Origin of the sequence: Arachnia propionica, assembly GCF_037055325.1 — a bacterium.
GTDB lineage: Bacteria > Actinomycetota > Actinomycetes > Propionibacteriales > Propionibacteriaceae > Arachnia.
The window spans coordinates 756,621-772,773 of record NZ_CP146373.1 but is presented as its reverse complement, the minus strand read 5'-3'; the positions used below and the strand labels follow the sequence as shown (position 1 = coordinate 772,773).

14 protein-coding genes are annotated in these 16,153 nt (G+C 62.3%); 12 read left to right on the top strand and 2 right to left on the bottom strand.

Annotation, left to right across the window (positions count from 1 at the left end; translation table 11 throughout):
- The 3 genes from V7R84_RS03595 to ftsY all read left to right on the top strand — a co-directional run bounded on the left by V7R84_RS03595 (position 1) and on the right by ftsY (position 5,347).
- Complete coding sequence (locus tag V7R84_RS03595) at positions 1-594, top strand: GtrA family protein (protein WP_338572123.1); 594 nt, start codon at positions 1-3, stop codon at positions 592-594.
- Complete coding sequence (smc, locus tag V7R84_RS03590; RefSeq protein ID WP_338572121.1) at positions 576-4,091, top strand: chromosome segregation protein SMC; 3,516 nt, start codon at positions 576-578, stop codon at positions 4,089-4,091. The genes V7R84_RS03595 and smc overlap by 19 nt, the downstream gene beginning before the upstream one ends.
- Before the next feature lie 86 nt (positions 4,092-4,177).
- Positions 4,178-5,347, top strand: coding sequence for a signal recognition particle-docking protein FtsY (gene ftsY, locus V7R84_RS03585; protein WP_338572119.1), 1,170 nt, complete (start codon positions 4,178-4,180; stop codon positions 5,345-5,347).
- A gap of 13 nt (positions 5,348-5,360) precedes the next feature.
- On the opposite strand, the gene V7R84_RS03580 is transcribed toward ftsY, so the two are convergent.
- Positions 5,361-6,044 (bottom strand): response regulator transcription factor, encoded by a 684-nt coding sequence (locus V7R84_RS03580; RefSeq protein ID WP_338572116.1) that lies wholly within the window; start codon positions 6,042-6,044, stop codon positions 5,361-5,363.
- Positions 6,045-6,563: 519 nt separating this feature from the next.
- On the opposite strand from V7R84_RS03580, the gene V7R84_RS03575 reads away from it, so the two are divergent.
- From V7R84_RS03575 to V7R84_RS03560, 4 genes are read left to right on the top strand one after another with little or no spacing between them, the layout of a single operon-like run.
- Positions 6,564-8,891 (top strand): histidine kinase, encoded by a 2,328-nt coding sequence (locus V7R84_RS03575; RefSeq protein WP_338572115.1) that lies wholly within the window; start codon positions 6,564-6,566, stop codon positions 8,889-8,891.
- Positions 8,892-8,943: 52 nt separating this feature from the next.
- On the top strand, positions 8,944-10,482 hold the full coding sequence (gene ffh / locus V7R84_RS03570; RefSeq protein WP_338572113.1) for a signal recognition particle protein: 1,539 nt from the start codon (positions 8,944-8,946) through the stop codon (positions 10,480-10,482).
- 35 nt (positions 10,483-10,517) lie between these two features.
- Positions 10,518-11,594 (top strand): amidohydrolase family protein, encoded by a 1,077-nt coding sequence (locus V7R84_RS03565; RefSeq protein WP_338572109.1) that lies wholly within the window; start codon positions 10,518-10,520, stop codon positions 11,592-11,594.
- A 23-nt stretch (positions 11,595-11,617) separates the two neighbouring features.
- A complete protein-coding gene (locus tag V7R84_RS03560) occupies positions 11,618-12,814 on the top strand; it encodes a S49 family peptidase (protein WP_338572107.1) in 1,197 nt (398 codons plus the stop codon).
- Between the two features lie 8 nt (positions 12,815-12,822).
- On the opposite strand, the gene V7R84_RS03555 is transcribed toward V7R84_RS03560, so the two are convergent.
- On the bottom strand, positions 12,823-13,167 hold the full coding sequence (locus V7R84_RS03555; RefSeq protein ID WP_338572106.1) for a metallopeptidase family protein: 345 nt from the start codon (positions 13,165-13,167) through the stop codon (positions 12,823-12,825).
- A gap of 193 nt (positions 13,168-13,360) precedes the next feature.
- Between V7R84_RS03555 and rpsP the strand changes: the two genes are divergently transcribed.
- The 5 genes from rpsP (at position 13,361) to V7R84_RS03530 (ending at position 16,153) form a co-directional block, all read left to right on the top strand.
- A complete protein-coding gene (gene rpsP, locus V7R84_RS03550) occupies positions 13,361-13,810 on the top strand; it encodes a 30S ribosomal protein S16 (protein WP_338572103.1) in 450 nt (149 codons plus the stop codon).
- A gap of 3 nt (positions 13,811-13,813) precedes the next feature.
- On the top strand, positions 13,814-14,062 hold the full coding sequence (locus V7R84_RS03545; RefSeq protein WP_338572101.1) for an RNA-binding protein: 249 nt from the start codon (positions 13,814-13,816) through the stop codon (positions 14,060-14,062).
- Positions 14,063-14,073: 11 nt separating this feature from the next.
- Positions 14,074-14,592, top strand: a complete 519-nt coding sequence (gene rimM / locus V7R84_RS03540; protein WP_338572100.1) for a ribosome maturation factor RimM — start codon at positions 14,074-14,076, stop codon at positions 14,590-14,592.
- A complete protein-coding gene (gene trmD, locus V7R84_RS03535) occupies positions 14,589-15,290 on the top strand; it encodes a tRNA (guanosine(37)-N1)-methyltransferase TrmD (RefSeq protein WP_338572098.1) in 702 nt (233 codons plus the stop codon). Before rimM ends, trmD begins: the two co-directional genes overlap by 4 nt.
- 134 nt (positions 15,291-15,424) lie before the next feature.
- Positions 15,425-16,153, top strand: a complete 729-nt coding sequence (locus V7R84_RS03530) for a succinate dehydrogenase cytochrome b subunit (protein ID WP_338572097.1) — start codon at positions 15,425-15,427, stop codon at positions 16,151-16,153.

Genomic DNA, 16,153 nt, shown 5'->3' with positions numbered 1-16,153 from the left:
ATGAACGCGATCGGTCAATTGCTTCGGAGCAACAGAGATTCCCTGTTGCAGTTCGTCCGCTTCGGGGTCGTCGGTGGCCTTGGGGTCTTGGTGAACATGGGGATACTCATCACCTGCCGGAAACTGTTCCCACTGCTCTGGGCCAGCGCGGGGGTTCCCGAGGGGGAGGGCGTGTGGCTCGCCATCCCGGGCACTGAGTACAACATCCGTTGGTACCACGTCATGGCTACCATCGCGTTCCTGCTGGCGAACCTGTTCAACTTCCAGCTGAACCGCTGGTGGACTTTCAAGTCCCACAAACTGGCCGGATGGTTCCGGGAATACTGGCCTTTCCTGATCGTCGGTTTGGTCGCTCTGGTCGTGGGACAAGTGATCATCACCGCCTTGATGCACCCCCACTCTCCGGTTGCGCTGCCCGCCACCGTGTTCGACGGCTCCTCCGGCCTTCGGAGTCGGCAGTACTGGGCCAATCTGATCTCCATCGTCTGCACCATCCCGGTTAACTTTTTGGTGAACAAGTTCTGGACCTTCCGGGCCGCCCGTCAGTCCTCCGGGAAACAAGGGGAACAGCCTGCATGTACCTCAAACAGCTGATCCTCAGGGGCTTCAAGTCCTTCGCCTCGGCCACCACCCTCAACTTCGAACCCGGCATTACCTGCATCGTCGGTCCCAACGGCTCCGGGAAATCTAACGTTGTGGATGCCCTGAGCTGGGTCATGGGGGAGCAGGGCGCCAAGAGTTTACGCGGCGGAAAAATGGAGGATGTCATCTTCGCGGGCACCTCGAGGCGTGCTCCGCTGGGACGCGCCGAGGTACAGCTGACCATCGACAACTCCGACGGTGCACTGCCCATCGAGTACTCGGAGGTGACGATCACCCGCACTATGTTCCGAAGTGGTGGCTCCGAGTACGCCATCAACGGTGTTCCCTCCCGTCTGCTGGACGTCACGGAGCTGCTCAGCGACTCCGGTATCGGGCGGGAGATGCATGTGATCGTCGGTCAGGGTCAGCTCGACGCGATCCTTCAGGCCACTCCCGAGTCCCGCCGAGGATTCATCGAAGAGGCTGCCGGGGTGCTCAAACACCGTAAACGCAAGGAAAAAGCAGTCCGCAAGCTGGAAGGCACCAGGGCGAATCTGGAACGACTCCAGGATCTCATCGGGGAGCTGCAGCGCCAGCTCAAACCACTCGGACGCCAAGCAGAGGCGGCTCGCCGGGCAGCCGTCATTCAGGCGGAGCAGCGCGACGCGAAAGCCCGCCTGCTGGCAGACGACCTCCATGCTGCGCGGGAGGCTCTGGCTGCCGACCTGGCCGATGAGGCCGCGGCTGCTGAGGCGAAGAAATGTGCAGAGACCGAGGCCAACGCCGCTCTGGCTGCAGAGGAGGCTGCAGAAGCGGAACTGAAGAAAGCCGCGCAGGATTTCGACCGCTGCCAGGAACGCTGGTACGCGCTGGCCGCTTTGAAGGAGCGTGTTTCCTCGACGATCTCGGTGGCGACCGAGCGCATGAGACACGGCGACGCCCAGCCGGCCATCGACGCCTCCGGCCGGGATCCCGACTCCCTGGAGGCTGAGGCGCGCGAGATCAGGCGACGCGAGACAGAACTGGCAGACGACATCGAACAGGCTCGGTCCACTCTCCACGACGCATCCGGTCGGCGAAACGAGGCCGAAACCCAGCATGCCGAGGCCGAACAGGCCTACGCGGCTGCGCTGCGTGCGGTGGCCGATCGTAGAGAAGGTCTGGCCCGCCTCAAGGGAGAAGCTGCCGCTGTTCGCTCCCGTCTGGAGGCTGAGCAGGAAGAACAGGAACGCTTGGTAGCGCGGCGGGAGGAAGCCCTCGCTCGAGCCCAAGAAGCTGCTGAGCAGTACCGACAGACCGAGAACACCCTCGCTGGGCTGGGAACCGACGAGTCAAACCTGGATGCCATGTGGGAGGCTGCGAACAGCTCCGTGATTGAACACGAGGCCGAGGTGGCGCGACTCGTGGAGGAGGGAACCCGTCTCGCAAAGGACAAAGCCGCTCTCGTCGCGCGGGTGGAAGCGCTGCGGCTGGCCACCCGGCAGCGCGATGGTTCCACGGAGCTACTAGGGCGCACCGGAGTACTGGGACGCATGGGCGATCTCATCCAGGTTGCCCCAGGCTGGGAGCAGGCCGTTGCGACGGGCCTCGGAGCAGCAGCCGAGGCGATTGTCGCCGCCAGCCTCGATGATGCCCTCTCAGCCGTTGCACACTTGGCAGCGGAAGACCTCGGACGCTCTCACGTGGTTGTCGCAGGTGCGGAGGCGGGGGAGGCAACACCACTGCTGGAACTCATCGCCGCCTGCCAGGAACTGACGGGGGCACTGTCCCGGCTGTTGGCCGGAATCGTGGCGGTGGAGGATCTTCCCGCGGCCAAGCAGGCGATCGAAGAGAACCCGTCGCTGATTGCCGTTACTCGGGTGGGAGAGCGGGTCTCCCGCTGGCTGGTTGAGGGCGGGTCGACCGCAAAACCCTCACTACTGGCCTTGAAAGCGGATCTGGCCGAAACTGAAGAGCAGATGGCGCAGGTGGCTGCTGACTCTGACCGGCAACGTTTCGCCCTGGAAGCGGCACGGGCTGTGTTGCAGAGGGCACGTGCTGAGGAAGCAACTGCCCTGGCTTCCCTGCACGAGTCCGACGCACAGTTCGCGGCCATCTCGGATGCCCTCGGTTCCTATCGGCAAACGCAGGCGGCTGCGACCCGTGAGGCCGACAGGTTGACCTCGGCCATCGAGGCTGCACGCCAAGGCCGGGTTGACCACGAGACCCGGCTCGCCGAGCTGGAGGCCCGACTCGTCGCGGCCAGCGGGGAGGAGATTCTTGAACCCGACCCCACCAATCGTGATGAGTTGGCCGTCGCGGCCAGGCTGGCCCGGCAGACGGAGATGGAAACCAGGTTGCAGCTGCGAACGATTGAGGAGCAGGCACGTTCCCTCGCGGGCAGGGCCGAAGGTCTGTTGCGGGCAGCGGCTGCGGAACGTCAGTCGCGTGCCAGAGCACGCGCCCGGGCGGAGCAGTTTCGTCGCGAGGCCGCGGTGGGTCGGGCTGTCTACGATGCCGCCCGACGGCTGTTCGGGATGATCGAGAACGCCATGGAGCGAGCCACAACCAGCCGGGACGAAGCGGAAACCCGCAGGCGATTCGCTGAGGCCGCGACGGTGGAGACCAGGCAGGCCTCCCGAGCAGCTGGCCAGCGCCTCGAAGAACTCATGCGGGGCGCCCACCGGGATGAGTTGGTCCGGATCGAACGCCGGATGCGGATCGAGCAGCTGGAGGAAAAGAGCCTGGCTGAGCTGGGGTTGGAAGGAGACCAGCTCGTCGCCGAGTACGGTCCGAATCAGCCAGTCCCGGTTATCACCCGGCCCGACGGCACCGCCCTTGGTCCTGAGGATGAGGTTCCCGATCCTGTCGCCTACGTGCGCGCTGAGCAAGAGAAACGTCTACGCCGCGCTGAACGGGGGCTGGCCGCCCTGGGACGGGTCAATCCGTTGGCGCTGGAGGAGTTCGAAGCGCTGAAGACCCGGCATGCTTTCCTGGCCGAACAGCTCGCCGACCTGAAACAGACCCGTGCCGACCTGCTCGCGCTGATCGATGACGTCGACAAGAGGGTGCAAGAGGTCTTCGAGGCGGCCTACCACGATGTTGAACACACTTTCGGGGAGGTTTTCCAGCGGCTCTTTCCCGGAGGAGAAGGCAAGCTACTGCTCACTGATCCCGGGAACTGGCTGGAAACCGGGGTGGATGTCGAGGCCCGGCCTGCGGGCAAACAGGTCAAACGGCTCTCGCTGCTCTCGGGAGGGGAACGCTCGCTGGTGGCTGTGGCCTTCCTGGTCAGCCTTTTCATCGCTCGCCCGAGCCCCTTTTACATCCTCGACGAGGTGGAGGCGGCCCTGGACGACGCCAACCTGGGTCGTCTGCTCGGAATCTATGAGGAGCTGAGGCAGAATTCCCAGCTGTTGGTGATCACTCACCAGAAACGCACCATGGAGATAGCTGACAGCCTCTACGGCGTGACCATGCGCGGCGACGGCATCTCCACCGTGGTCAGCCAGCGACTCCAGCAACCGTAACCCTGGTGGCACGGCACACCCAGTTTCGTCCGCTCCGGAGTGATAATACTGGGCATAGCTTCTGCAACAGGTCCTAGGATTGCCCCGTGGGAGATTTGATTTTCTGGTTGGTCGTAGCGATCGTCGGGGCCGGTTTGATTGCGGCCACGCTCGTCATCAGGTACGGCAGGAAGGAACTACCTCCCGGCGAGACGCAGGAGGCAATCAAGGCCTCCGATGCGGAAACCGCTGTGGAGGAGGAACCGGCGGCAGGTGAGGAACCTGCGGAGATTGGGGAGCCAGCAGGTGAAATCGCTGAACCTGAGCCTGCGAAACCCGTGCTGGACCAGCCCGAGGAGCCGCGTTCACGGTTTGCTCGGCTGCGACGTCGTCTAGCCTCGAGCAACAATGTGTTGGCCCGGGCGCTCGGTGAATTGTTGAGCGTCGATCGGATTGATTCCGAGACCTGGGACGATTTTGAGGCCACCTTGATCGCATCCGATCTGGGTGTTGGGCCCACCACGGAACTCACTGAGGCATTGCGGCGGGAGTTGAGCATCGACGGGGTCTCCGATCCCGAACGTGCTCGTCAAGTGCTGCGTGCTGAACTCCTGAAATTGGTCGAGCCAGATCTCGACCGGAGCCTGAACCTGACAGCGGCAGAGAATGATCCCGCCGTCGTGATGGTGGTCGGAGTGAATGGGACGGGAAAGACCACCACCGTAGGCAAATTGGCCCGTGTATTCGTGGCCGAGGGACGCTCCGTAATGTTGGGAGCGGCCGACACCTTCCGGGCCGCCGCTGCTGAGCAGCTCACGACATGGGGAGAGCGGGTCGGAGTTACGACGGTGAGTTCTGCCGAGGGCAGCGATCCTGCCTCGGTCGCTTTCGACGCGGTCGCCAAAGGTAAGGAAGAGGGGGCCGATGTGGTGCTCATCGACACTGCCGGGCGATTGCATACCAAGGTTGGGTTGATGGATGAACTCGGCAAGGTCAAGCGCGTCATCGAGAAGAAGGTTCCTGTCACTGAGGTTCTGCTAGTCCTCGACGCCACCACGGGCCAGAATGGCATGACGCAGGCCAAGATCTTCTCCGAGGTGGTGGACGTTACCGGTATCGTGCTCACCAAGCTGGATGGTTCCGCGAAGGGCGGAATCGTCATCCAGGTTCAGCGCGAACTCGGGGTTCCGGTCAAGCTTGTTGGTCTCGGGGAAGGTGTGGATGATTTGGCGCCCTTCGACCCCGAGGGATTCGTTGCCGGAATCCTCGGGGAATGAGAAGGGGAATACCTCAGGACAACCCGGGGGTCATGAGTGTCGGATCGACGAGACCCAGCTGAATGGCCCGCACCAGAATTTGGGTGCGGGACTTCAGGCCCATTTTGTCACCGATGTGGGATAGGTACTGTTTCACGGAACCCTCGGAGATGAACATCTTGGCCGCGATCTGTGCGTTCGTCATTCCCTGACCGAGCCAGATCAGCAATTCCTTCTCGCGGGGGGCGAGTCCTGCGGCTGCCGCCTCGTCGGTCAATATCTTGGGGTGTCCTGTCAAAAGGTCAGCGACCAGTTCGCGTCGAACCCCGGGTGCCAGCGGCATGTCGCCGTCACGGGCCTGCTGAATACCAGTCAGCAGAGCGGGGCCGCCACAATCCTTCATCAGGTATCCGGAGGCCCCAGCGCGCAAAGCGGAAATGATGTACTCCTGGGTACCGAAGGTGGTCAGAGCGACGATGCAGGCGCCGCGATGTTTCCGATTGATCTCACGAATGGCATCCACTCCCGACATATCGGGCATCTGCAGATCCATGAGAACCACATCGGGTTTCAGCTCCTCGTAGGCTTCCACGGCCTCCCGGCCGTTGCGGGCCTCACCAACTACCTCGTGGTCGTCGTGTCGCGTCAGAAACATACGGTAGGCCTCACGGACCATGGGATCATCATCAGCGACTAGTACACGGCAGAGCTCGGTCATGATGAAAACCATAATCCACATAACCGGGTTTTGCCCCATCAACCGCCGCGCCACGCGGAATGATGTGTCTTCCTCGAGAGGTGGGGCGACAGCAATGTCCAGGAATGTCTAGGTGGTGGTGCGATGCCTCACCAGATTGCCTGTGGGTGACCCGCCCCGGGGAGTGCACCCGGGGCGACGCGGTGTGTAAGATCTAAGCGTTGCTGGGAGTAGAAGGCGGTGGATCGCATGAAAAAACGGAGGAAGCGATGAAGAAGACGCGCCTTGCGGTAGCTGCTCTCGTGCTGGGATCCTGTGTGGCCCTTGGCGCGGTCCCCGCAAGCGCCAACACCACCGAGCCGGTCGCCAATCAGAACTCCATCTCTGTGGTGAAAGGCAACGAGGCCAGTCGCGGTGGCATTGGCTGTATTCTTTGGCTGTGGTTCAGGACCACTACTTGGTGCAAAAGGTAATGATGGCTTGAAAGAAACGAATGCATGGTTTCCGAATCGGGAAGTGAGCTGACCTGAGCGGGGGGACATGAACCAGGAAGCTGAGGAGAAGAGCCCGACGGTCGCCCTGGTCGACCTCGGGCGCTGGCTCGTCTTGTTCGCTGTAGGTTTCCAGTTTCTTTCCAATATTCTGGAGCTTTTCCTCGAAGGGGTCGAGATACGCCCCTTGGTTGTTCTGACTCACGTCTCGATCGCGGTGGCTTCCTTCGTGTTGCTCTGGAGGCCGTGGATCGGGCTGTGCATCGGGCTGCTGCCCTTGGTGTTCGTGGTGATCACCGGGGATGCCGGCGCGGACCCTGTGTTCTTCGTGCTGGCAGCAGCGACTTTCGCCTTTCGCTACGGCGTGCGGCCGATTTCTACGGTCGTTCTGTTGGGAACAGGCTATGGGGGAATTCGCAACCTCGTCGCCATGAGGGGTCTTGATGGGTTGGTCGGGCAGATGCTCGACTACACTTTCCTGACCGTTTTCGGCGTCTTCCTGGGGTTGGCCTTCAAAGGCGTTCTCGCTGTCCTTGAGCGCCGGGAGGTGCGCCTCGCCATCCTGGCGGGGGACATCGTCGAGATTCGCAGCGGCGAACGCCTGCGGTTGGCGGGTGAGCTCCGTCGGGTCGTGGGCGAGCGCCTCGAGGAGGCGTGGAAAGGTCACAAGGCCCCGCGCCGCACGTCCGACACCTGGGCTCTTCGAGACGCGATCGAGAGAGTGCAGACCGTCTGCCTGGACGCGGTCACTCGCGTCCGGGCCCTGGTCGGGATGCTGCGCGAGGATCCCGTGGCTGATGGCAGCGACGAGTCGAAATCCATCATCGGGTCGGTCCAGATACTCTCCAGCGCGGCGGAGGCTCTGCGCTTGCAAGGTCTCCACGTGGATCTGAAGGTCGACGAAGAGCTCGATCGAAGAAGCGTGCTCACCCAGCTCACCGCCACCCGGGTGGCGCAGCTGGTGCTGAAATCCTCCGACGCTCTGCGCCCCGATCCGTTGCGTTTCAAGGTGGAGTGCCCTTCCAGCTACACCACCCGGATGATGGTGGAGCTCGTCACCCCCAACAAACTCCGCTCGGAGGACAAATCGGCGTTCGAACGAGTCCGGGAGCGGGTGCAATCGCTGGGAGGGCAGTTCTCCAAGGGATTCACCGGCCGAGGACATCTGTTCGAAATCCGCCTCCCGGAATCCCGGTACGGGGAAGTGGATGATGCGGCCGCTGTCAGGGGAAAGAAGAAATCACTCGGAAGAAAAATCCTCGGTACCGCCATGCCCCTGTTCTTCATGGGGATCATGGCTCTTCGGACCTGCCTGACGCAGCCGCTGGGATGGGCCTTGGCGTGGCCGCTTCTCGGGTACGTGAGCAGTGCCGTCATGCTCCGGTGGCCGCTCACCGGCGGAGCCGTGGCCGCCGCGGCAGCGGCGGGCATGCTGATTACCCCCGAGCAGACCCCTGTCGCGCTGTCCGTCGTGCTCCTGATGGCGTGCTGGAAATTTGGTCGAACCCAGAATCCCTACTGGATCCTCGGCACGGGGGTTGCGGCCCTGACGGGGGTATGGGCGCTTACCGTCATTGGGCTGGACGCCGGAACGGAACTCGTGGCGGGCGCGTCGATTCCATTCGTCGGCTTGGTCTATTCCGCCCTGAGCGGGCAGTACGAGAGGATTCGGGCGGAGCAGAGCGAACGGGCAGCCGCTCTCTTGGAGGCCATTGAGGCCGCCCGCACGGAGGAACGCAACCTTCTCGCCCGCGAACTCCACGATGTGCTCGCCCACCACTTCTCCGTGATCCTGTTGCAGTGTATGGCGTATGGGGAAAGTGATGACCCTGCAGAGGTTCGATTCGCGTTGGATCGGATCGCAGGATCGCTCGAAGCGGCGGATGGCGAGCTTTTCCTGCTCACCGACGTCATGTCCGAGGGGGAGGAAGGCAAGTTGCCTGCCCTGGTGCGGCCCCTCACCGTGGCCGGTCGCCTGCAGGGCACCCTGAAGAACTCCTATATTCAGGCCGACTTCAGAATAGACCCGACATCTGACGATCTGCCCCCGATCACACGGCGTACTCTCACCCGTGCCATGCAGGAAGGGGTCACCAACATTATTCGCTACGCAGATCCCGGGGGTAAATGCTTGGTGGAGCTGGATGTGGGGGAGACCACCACCTTGCTTCGCATCTGCAACGAAATGCCGAAAAAGAAACGAGAATCTAAACTGTCGCTCGGCTACGGGCTTTCAGGAATCCAGGAACGCATCGATCTTTCCGGGGGGCGCTTCACCGCGGGGCCAGAAGGGAACCAGTGGGTGGTGACGGTGGAAATTCCCAACCGGGGGAGCGAAGCGGAGTCCGTCGGAGGACCGAGCAGCCACACGCGCTGAGGCGCCCCTGTATTCTTGGCAGGCACCGCCTCGGAATCCAAGGAGCACGGACTTGTTCGACACACTTCAGGAACGCTTGGCAGAAACGTTCAAGGGCCTCAGGTCTAAGGGACGACTCACACAGGCGGACATCGACGCCACAATGCGGGAGATCCGCATTGCCCTGCTGGAAGCAGATGTCAACCTCGGGGTGGTCAAACAGTTCGTCGCCGCTGTCAAGGAGCGCTGCCGCGGTGTTGAGATCAGCCGTGCCCTCAACCCATCGCAGCAGATCATCAAGATCGTCAACGAAGAGCTCATCAGCATCCTGGGCGGACAGGTTCGACCCATCCGGTTTGCCAAGAAACCGCCGACTGTGATCATGCTCGCCGGTTTGCAGGGTGCGGGTAAAACCACCCTTGCCGGAAAACTCGCCCGTTGGTTGAAGTCCGAGAGGCACAGCCCCCTGCTGGTTGCCTGTGATCTGCAGCGCCCCAATGCGGTGAACCAACTTCAGATCGTGGGGGAACGGGCCGGGGTGCACGTCTTCGCCCCGGAACCCGGAAACGGCGTCGGCGACCCGGTCCAGGTAGCCCGGGCAGCGCTCGAACATGCCGAACGCAGTCTTTATGACGTGGTGGTCATCGACACTGCCGGTCGGCTGGGCATCGACGAGATGCTGATGCAGCAGGCCGCGGACATCAAAGCGGCCACTCGCCCTGACGAAGTGCTGTTCGTCGTCGACGCCATGATCGGGCAGGACGCCGTCAATACCGCCAAGGCATTCAACGAGGGCATTGGCTTCGATGGCGTGGTTCTCACCAAACTCGATGGCGATGCCCGCGGTGGCGCAGCACTGTCCATTGCGCGGGTCATCGGAAAACCCATCATGTTCGCGTCGAACGGTGAGGCCCTAGCAGACTTCGACGTCTTCCACCCGGATCGGATGGCCTCCCGAATCCTCGGGATGGGTGATGTTCTGACCCTGATCGAGCAGGCCGAGAAAAATTTTGATGCGGAATCCTCTCGAAAGGCAGCCGAAAAACTCAGCGCAGGTAAGGGGAGCTTCGGCTTGCAGGATTTCCTGGCTCAGATGCAGCAGCTGCGGAAACTGGGGCCGCTGAGCAAGATCTTCGGGATGCTGCCCGGTGCCGGGCAGTTCAAGGACGCCATCAACTCCATCGACGAGAAAGAGGTGGACCGGATCGAGGCGATCATTTTCTCGATGACCCCGGCAGAACGCGATGACGTCGGCATCCTCAACGGTTCCCGCAGAGCACGGATCGCCAAGGGCGCTGGAGTGCAGGTCTCGGACGTCAACAACCTCGTCAAGCGATTCGTCGAGGCCCGCAAGATGATGGAACAACTGGCCGGGGGGAAGATGCCTGGGATGCCTGGCATGGGCGGGGGACGTGCGGCACGCAAACAGCAGGGCAAAGCCAAGAAACGCGGGCGGAAGACCTCCGGCAACCCCGCCAAACGCAAACAGCAGGGGGTCGAACGCGCTCTCGGCGCCAAACCCGGGGCTGCGCAGGCCGCTCCCCAGACGCTGGACGACTTCCAGTTGCCTCCGGAGCTGCAGAAGATGTTTGACGAGCAGCAAAGGAAGTAGCCCGCTTCGGCTTCGAAGTCTCTATGCTGTCGCTCATGACTGCGGAGCCCATGCACATACACGGCACATTTCTGCCCTACGAGGAACCCCGGGACTTCTGGGTGGTTGATGGTCGGCTCACCGCCGAACCCATCGCTGGGGCGAGAACACTGGCCAGGGACGCCTATGTCATCCCTGGGCTGGTTGATGCTCACTGCCACATTGGACTGGGAGTGGAGGGGGCGGTCAGCGTCGAGGAGGCACGCCGGCAGGCGCAGGCCGATCTGGCCGCCGGAACCATGCTGATCCGCGATGCGGGCTCCCCTTCCGACACTCGCTGGGTGCAGCATGATGAGGCCCTGCCCAAGTTGATTCGCGCGGGCAGACATGTCGCACGCACTCGTCGCTACATCCGTCACCTGGCTGTTGAGGTGGAGCCCGAGGCCCTTGTCGAGCAGATACGTCATGAGGCTCGTGACGGCGACGGCTGGGTGAAGATCGTGGGTGACTGGATTGACCGTTCCACGGGTGATCTCGAACCCTCCTTCCCAGCAGCCCTGGCTGCAGAAGCCATCGCTGTGGCCCACGAGGAGGGGGCCCGGGTCACTGCCCACTGTTTCGGGGAGCAGTCCGTCGCCGAACTGGTGGCAGCCGGGATCGACTGCATTGAACACGGCACCGGCATGAGCGACGAGGTGATCCAGCAGATGGCTGACGGCGGTGTTGCACTAGTGCCTACTATGATCAACCTGAATCGGTTCCCCCAGTATGCGGAGCCGGGACGTGACAAATATCCGGTGTTCGCCAACCACATGATGGCCCTGTACTCCCGTCGCAGAGAAACCATCGGCAAGGCCATCGAAGCCGGGATCGATGTGTACTCGGGCACCGACGCGGGCACCGTCGTGCCTCACGGGGAGATTCTTTCCGAGGTTGCGGAGCTGGCCTCGCTTGGCGGTGGGGAATTCGCCATTAAGGCCTCGAGCTGGGGAGCCAGATCGTGGCTTGGCGTTGACGCCCTCGTGGGAGGAGCCAGCGCGGACCTGATCGTAACCACCGCCGATCCACGCGCCGACACCGGAGCGCTGCGGGATCCGCTGGCTCTTCTTCTGCGCGGACGGCTGATCTCCTGACTTTGATTTGATTGACTTGGTGCATGACGAAGCCCGAGCAGCAACAGAATGATTCCTGTAAACCTGAGAACAATCCCTATGCTCCGCCGCCCGGTCCTCCCATCCAACCGGTGGTGCCCCAGGCAGAAAAGGGCGGCTTCAAACGCGGGTTCGGCACCGGTATGGGGGCTGGGCTGGGTTTGATGACCGGGTTCGTGGTGCTCAGCATCGTGGGTGGGGTGTTCGCCATGATTTCGTTGGGAATGCTGCTCGGTTCTATCACCAAGGATGGGGCGAGCACATCCCTTGAGAGGGTCTGGGGAACAGAAACAGCCAGTGGGCACCTGAGGGCCATCCGGATCTCCGGCACCATCATGACCGACGCCGCTGACGGGGCGCTGCTCTCTTCTGGAACCTACGGCTACGAGGTGGCGGATCAATTGGACTCCCTGAAAACGGACAAGTCCGATGGAGTCGTGCTGCTGGTCAACACCCCGGGCGGCACCGTCACCGGCTCCAAGGCCATCGCCGACGCCATTACCCGCTATCGCGAGCGCACCGGGAAACCAGTGCTCGTGCACGTCGAGGGCTCCTCCACATCCGGCGGTGTCTACTCCACTGCGACAGCGAACGAGATCATCGCTGAACACGGCGCCATGATCGGCTCCATCGGAGTGATCCTTGGGCCGCTCCCGCGTTACAAAGACGTTGTCGCCACGGGAAGCACCCTGTTGCAGCAGGGGATCACCACCACGGGAGGCATCAGCCAGGAGTACATCACCGCGGGTAGCGGAAAAGATCTGAACAACCCGTACCGGGACCTGACCGAGCAGGAACGCCAGCGACTTCAGGCAATAGTCGACGACGACTACGAAGGTTTCGTCGCTGAGGTGGCGGCGGGCCGGAAGATCGACCCGCAACGCATCCGCGACGAATTCGGAGCCGGGACCTTTAGCGCCCGGCAGGCAGTCAATGTTGGACTTGCTGATGCCGTTATGGGGCGTGATGAATTCTTCCGGCACGCCGCCACCGTAGCCGGTCTGGATCCGGACAATACCGTGGTGGAGCGGGTCGCGGAGCCCACAGGAATGTCCTCGCTATTCGGGGCGAAACGGGCCTGGGGGACATCGCTACCGTTGTCGGCGCTGGGTGAGAAGGCCGTAGCTTCTGCCAGCATGTGCAGTCACACGGCCCCGATCGCTTACGCGGGAGACCTTTCTGGGGTCTGTGGGAACTCCTGAGCGTTGGTTCAGCCCCAGCCCAGCTCGTGGAGTCGTTCCTCATCGATGCCGTGATAGTGCCCGATCTCGTGAACCAGGGTGATGGCGATCTCCTCGAACAGTTCGTCCTCATCCTCGCACATCCGCGACAGGGGGCCACGGAAAAGCACCACCCGATCCGGTAGCATCCCGAACCACGAGGAATCGCGCTCGGTGAGGGCGGTTCCCTCGTAGATCCCTAGGGTCTCGGAACCGTCCTCCGGTTCGTCCTCCGCCACGATGGCCACGTTGTCTAGATTGCAGAGCAATTCCTCCGGGAGACTTTCCAATGCTTCCTCGACCAGTGCGTAGAAGTCTTCCTCACCGATGTCCACGAGCCGATCCTACGGGGAGTTGTTGGGACTGCCCGGAGAAATCTGGCAGAATACATCCGCACCTGTCGCTGGCGCCCTCTAACTCCGGCGAGCATGGTTCATCTGGTCACTGCCGGGCGTACCCCACGCGCATCGTTTGTTGGCCATCCAACTCGTCTGGTCACAGACTCACAAGCAACAGGAGATTCCGAACTTGGCTACCAAGATTCGTCTGAAGCGTCTCGGTAAGATTCGCTCCCCCCACTACCGCATCGTTGTCATGGACTCCCGCTCTAAACGGGACGGGCAGGCTATCGAGGAGATCGGTCTTTACCATCCCAAGAACGATCCGTCCTTGATCCGCGTCAATTCCGAGCGCGCCCAGTACTGGCTGTCCGTGGGCGCCCAGCCGACTGAGGCAGTGGTCGCCATCTTCAAGCGTTCCGGGGACTGGCAGAAGTTCACGGGTGAGGACATCCCCTCAGGGATTCTTCCGCAGCCCGAGCCGCGTGACCGCGAGGCCGAGTTTGCGAAAGCCTTGGCTGAGGACGGCAACGCCGTTGCTCCCGCCATCTCGAAGGCGAAGAAGAAGGCTGAGGAAGAAGCCGCCAAGGAAGCCTCCGAGGCCCCGGCCGGGGACGAGGCTGCTGAGCAGGAGGCCTGAGTCGTGCTCGCCGACGCTCTCGAGCACTTGGTGGCGGGGATCGTCTCCAATCCTGATGACGTGACCGTACGCGACAAGAACCTGCGCCGCGGTCGTCTTCTGGAGGTGCGTGTTCACCCCGAGGACATCGGAAAGGTGATTGGCCGACAAGGGCGCACCGCGAGTGCGCTGCGCACCGTGCTCGGGGCGCTGGCGGGAAACGAACAGGTTCGCGTCGATTTCGTTGATGTCGACCGGCCCCGGCGGCGCTGAACGGGGCTGCCTTGGCCGATCTGGTTGAGGTGCTCGTCGGAGTCGTGGGCCGTGCCCACGGCATCCGCGGGGATGTGGTTATCGATGTGCGCACCGATGAGCCTGGACGCCGATTCCAACTAGGGGCTGTGCTGCGTCTCACATCTGGGGCGCAGCTAGTTCTGGAACGCATCCGTTGGCATCGTGGGAGGCTGCTGGCCTCTTTCCAGGGATATCCGGACCGGACCGCCGTTGAGACGCTTCGTGGCGAACGCCTGTTTGTCGACGTTCCCGCAGACGAGACCCCGAGCGAGCCGGAGGAGTACTTCGACCGACAGTTGCTAGGGCTTCGTGCCCTGGACGCCGATGGCCGGCAGGTCGGTGAGATCGTGGATGTGCTGCACCTGCCTGCGCAGGACTGCCTGGCGGTTGAGACCATCCACGGGCGACGCTTGGTTCCCTTTGTGTCAGCATTGGTGCCCCGGGTCGATCTTGTGGCGGGGGAAGTGCAGTTCGCGGATGTGAGCGGACTGCTGGAGGACTTCGAATGAGAATCGACGTTGTCACGATTTTCCCCGACTATCTGGCGCCTTTGTCGTTGTCGCTGGTGGGGAAGGCAGTCGATGCAGGCATCGTCGACCTGGCCGTTCACGATCTTCGCTGGTGGACCCATGACCGGCACCACACCGCCGACGACACTCCTTACGGCGGAGGTGCCGGGATGGTGATGAAGCCCGAACCCTGGGGTGAGGCCTTGGATGCCATGGAACACCTCAACCCCGCATCCATGACCGTGGTGGTTCCGACTCCGGCGGGACGGGTGCTGGATCAAGACCTGGCCTACGAATTGAGCACCCGGGAACGGTTGGTGTTCGCGTGTGGGCGCTATGAGGGCATCGATCAGCGGGTTCTGGATCACTGTTCGGAGAGCTATGAGCTTATTGAGGTAAGCCTTGGCGACTATGTCCTGAACGGTGGCGAGGCGGCGGTTCTGGTCATCACTGAGGCGGTGGTTCGGCTCATCCCGGGAGTGCTCGGGAACCCGGACTCTCTGGTGGAAGAATCACACGCTCCTGGACACCGACTGCTGGAATACCCCAACTACACGAAACCCCCGGTTTGGCGGGGTCGTCAGGTGCCTCCCATCCTGCTGTCCGGCAACCATGCGGCCATCGCGACATGGCGTCGGGAAAAAGCTTTGGAGCGCACCCGGGAACGTCGTCCAGACCTGTTGGAAGAGGGTCGCTGATAGGCATATTTTCGTCCCTTCTGGATAGCGTAAAACTCCTTTGAAGCAAGGGTTTGGTGTGTTTTTGCGACGGGGCGACTCTTAACTGGCCCCGGTGTGCGAAACAACGCTGGAAGGCAGCTAGAGTGAGCTTCGTGGCAACATCACTAACTATCCATCAACGAGCGTTGCGGTCCACGGTCGCCCGGAAGGCCCTGATGGCGGTAACCGGTCTGATCCTGATCGTTTTCCTGCTCGTGCACATGTACGGCAACCTGAAGATGTTCGTCGGCTACGAGGCCTTCGATCACTACGCCCACTGGCTGAAGGGTCTCGAGGTTGAGAATGGCGTCACCAAGGCTGGTGGCATCATGTATCCGATCATGCCGGCCGGGCAATTCATATGGGTGTTCAGGGCGGCGCTTCTTCTGGCCATCGCTCTCCATATCTGGTCCGCGGCGACGCTGTCGGCGAAGACCGTCAAGAACCGCGGCGACAAGTACCAGGTCACCAAGCGCCAGGCTCAGACCTACTCCTCGCGCACCATGCGCTGGGGTGGCGTGATCATTCTTCTCTTCGTGATCTTCCACCTGGTCCAATTCACCGTCGTTCCCGGCATCCTGGGCGGTCACGCTGCGGAACCGCACACCATGGTGCTGGCCGGATTCCAGCAGTGGTGGATCACCGCCTTGTATGCCGTTTCCATCCTGTTCGTGTGTATGCACATCCGGCACGGTTTCTGGAGCGCCTTCGCGACGCTGGGTGGGAACCTGTCCGCCAATTCCCGCAAGTGGCTGAACATCATCGCGCTGGTCGTCTCCGTCGCCCTCTACGCCGGATTCATGATCATGCCCCTGTGTGTCCAGTTCGGAATCCTGAAGTGA

Coding starts and splice junctions, on each gene's coding strand:
- V7R84_RS03565 (WP_338572109.1), top strand. CDS start 10,518: ATGACTGCGGAGCCCATGCACATACACGGCACATTTCTGCCCTACGAG.
- V7R84_RS03575 (WP_338572115.1), top strand. CDS start 6,564: ATGAACCAGGAAGCTGAGGAGAAGAGCCCGACGGTCGCCCTGGTCGAC.
- V7R84_RS03580 (WP_338572116.1), bottom strand. CDS start 6,044: ATGACCGAGCTCTGCCGTGTACTAGTCGCTGATGATGATCCCATGGTC.
- smc (WP_338572121.1), top strand. CDS start 576: ATGTACCTCAAACAGCTGATCCTCAGGGGCTTCAAGTCCTTCGCCTCG.
- V7R84_RS03595 (WP_338572123.1), top strand. CDS start 1: ATGAACGCGATCGGTCAATTGCTTCGGAGCAACAGAGATTCCCTGTTG.
- trmD (WP_338572098.1), top strand. CDS start 14,589: ATGAGAATCGACGTTGTCACGATTTTCCCCGACTATCTGGCGCCTTTG.
- V7R84_RS03560 (WP_338572107.1), top strand. CDS start 11,618: ATGACGAAGCCCGAGCAGCAACAGAATGATTCCTGTAAACCTGAGAAC.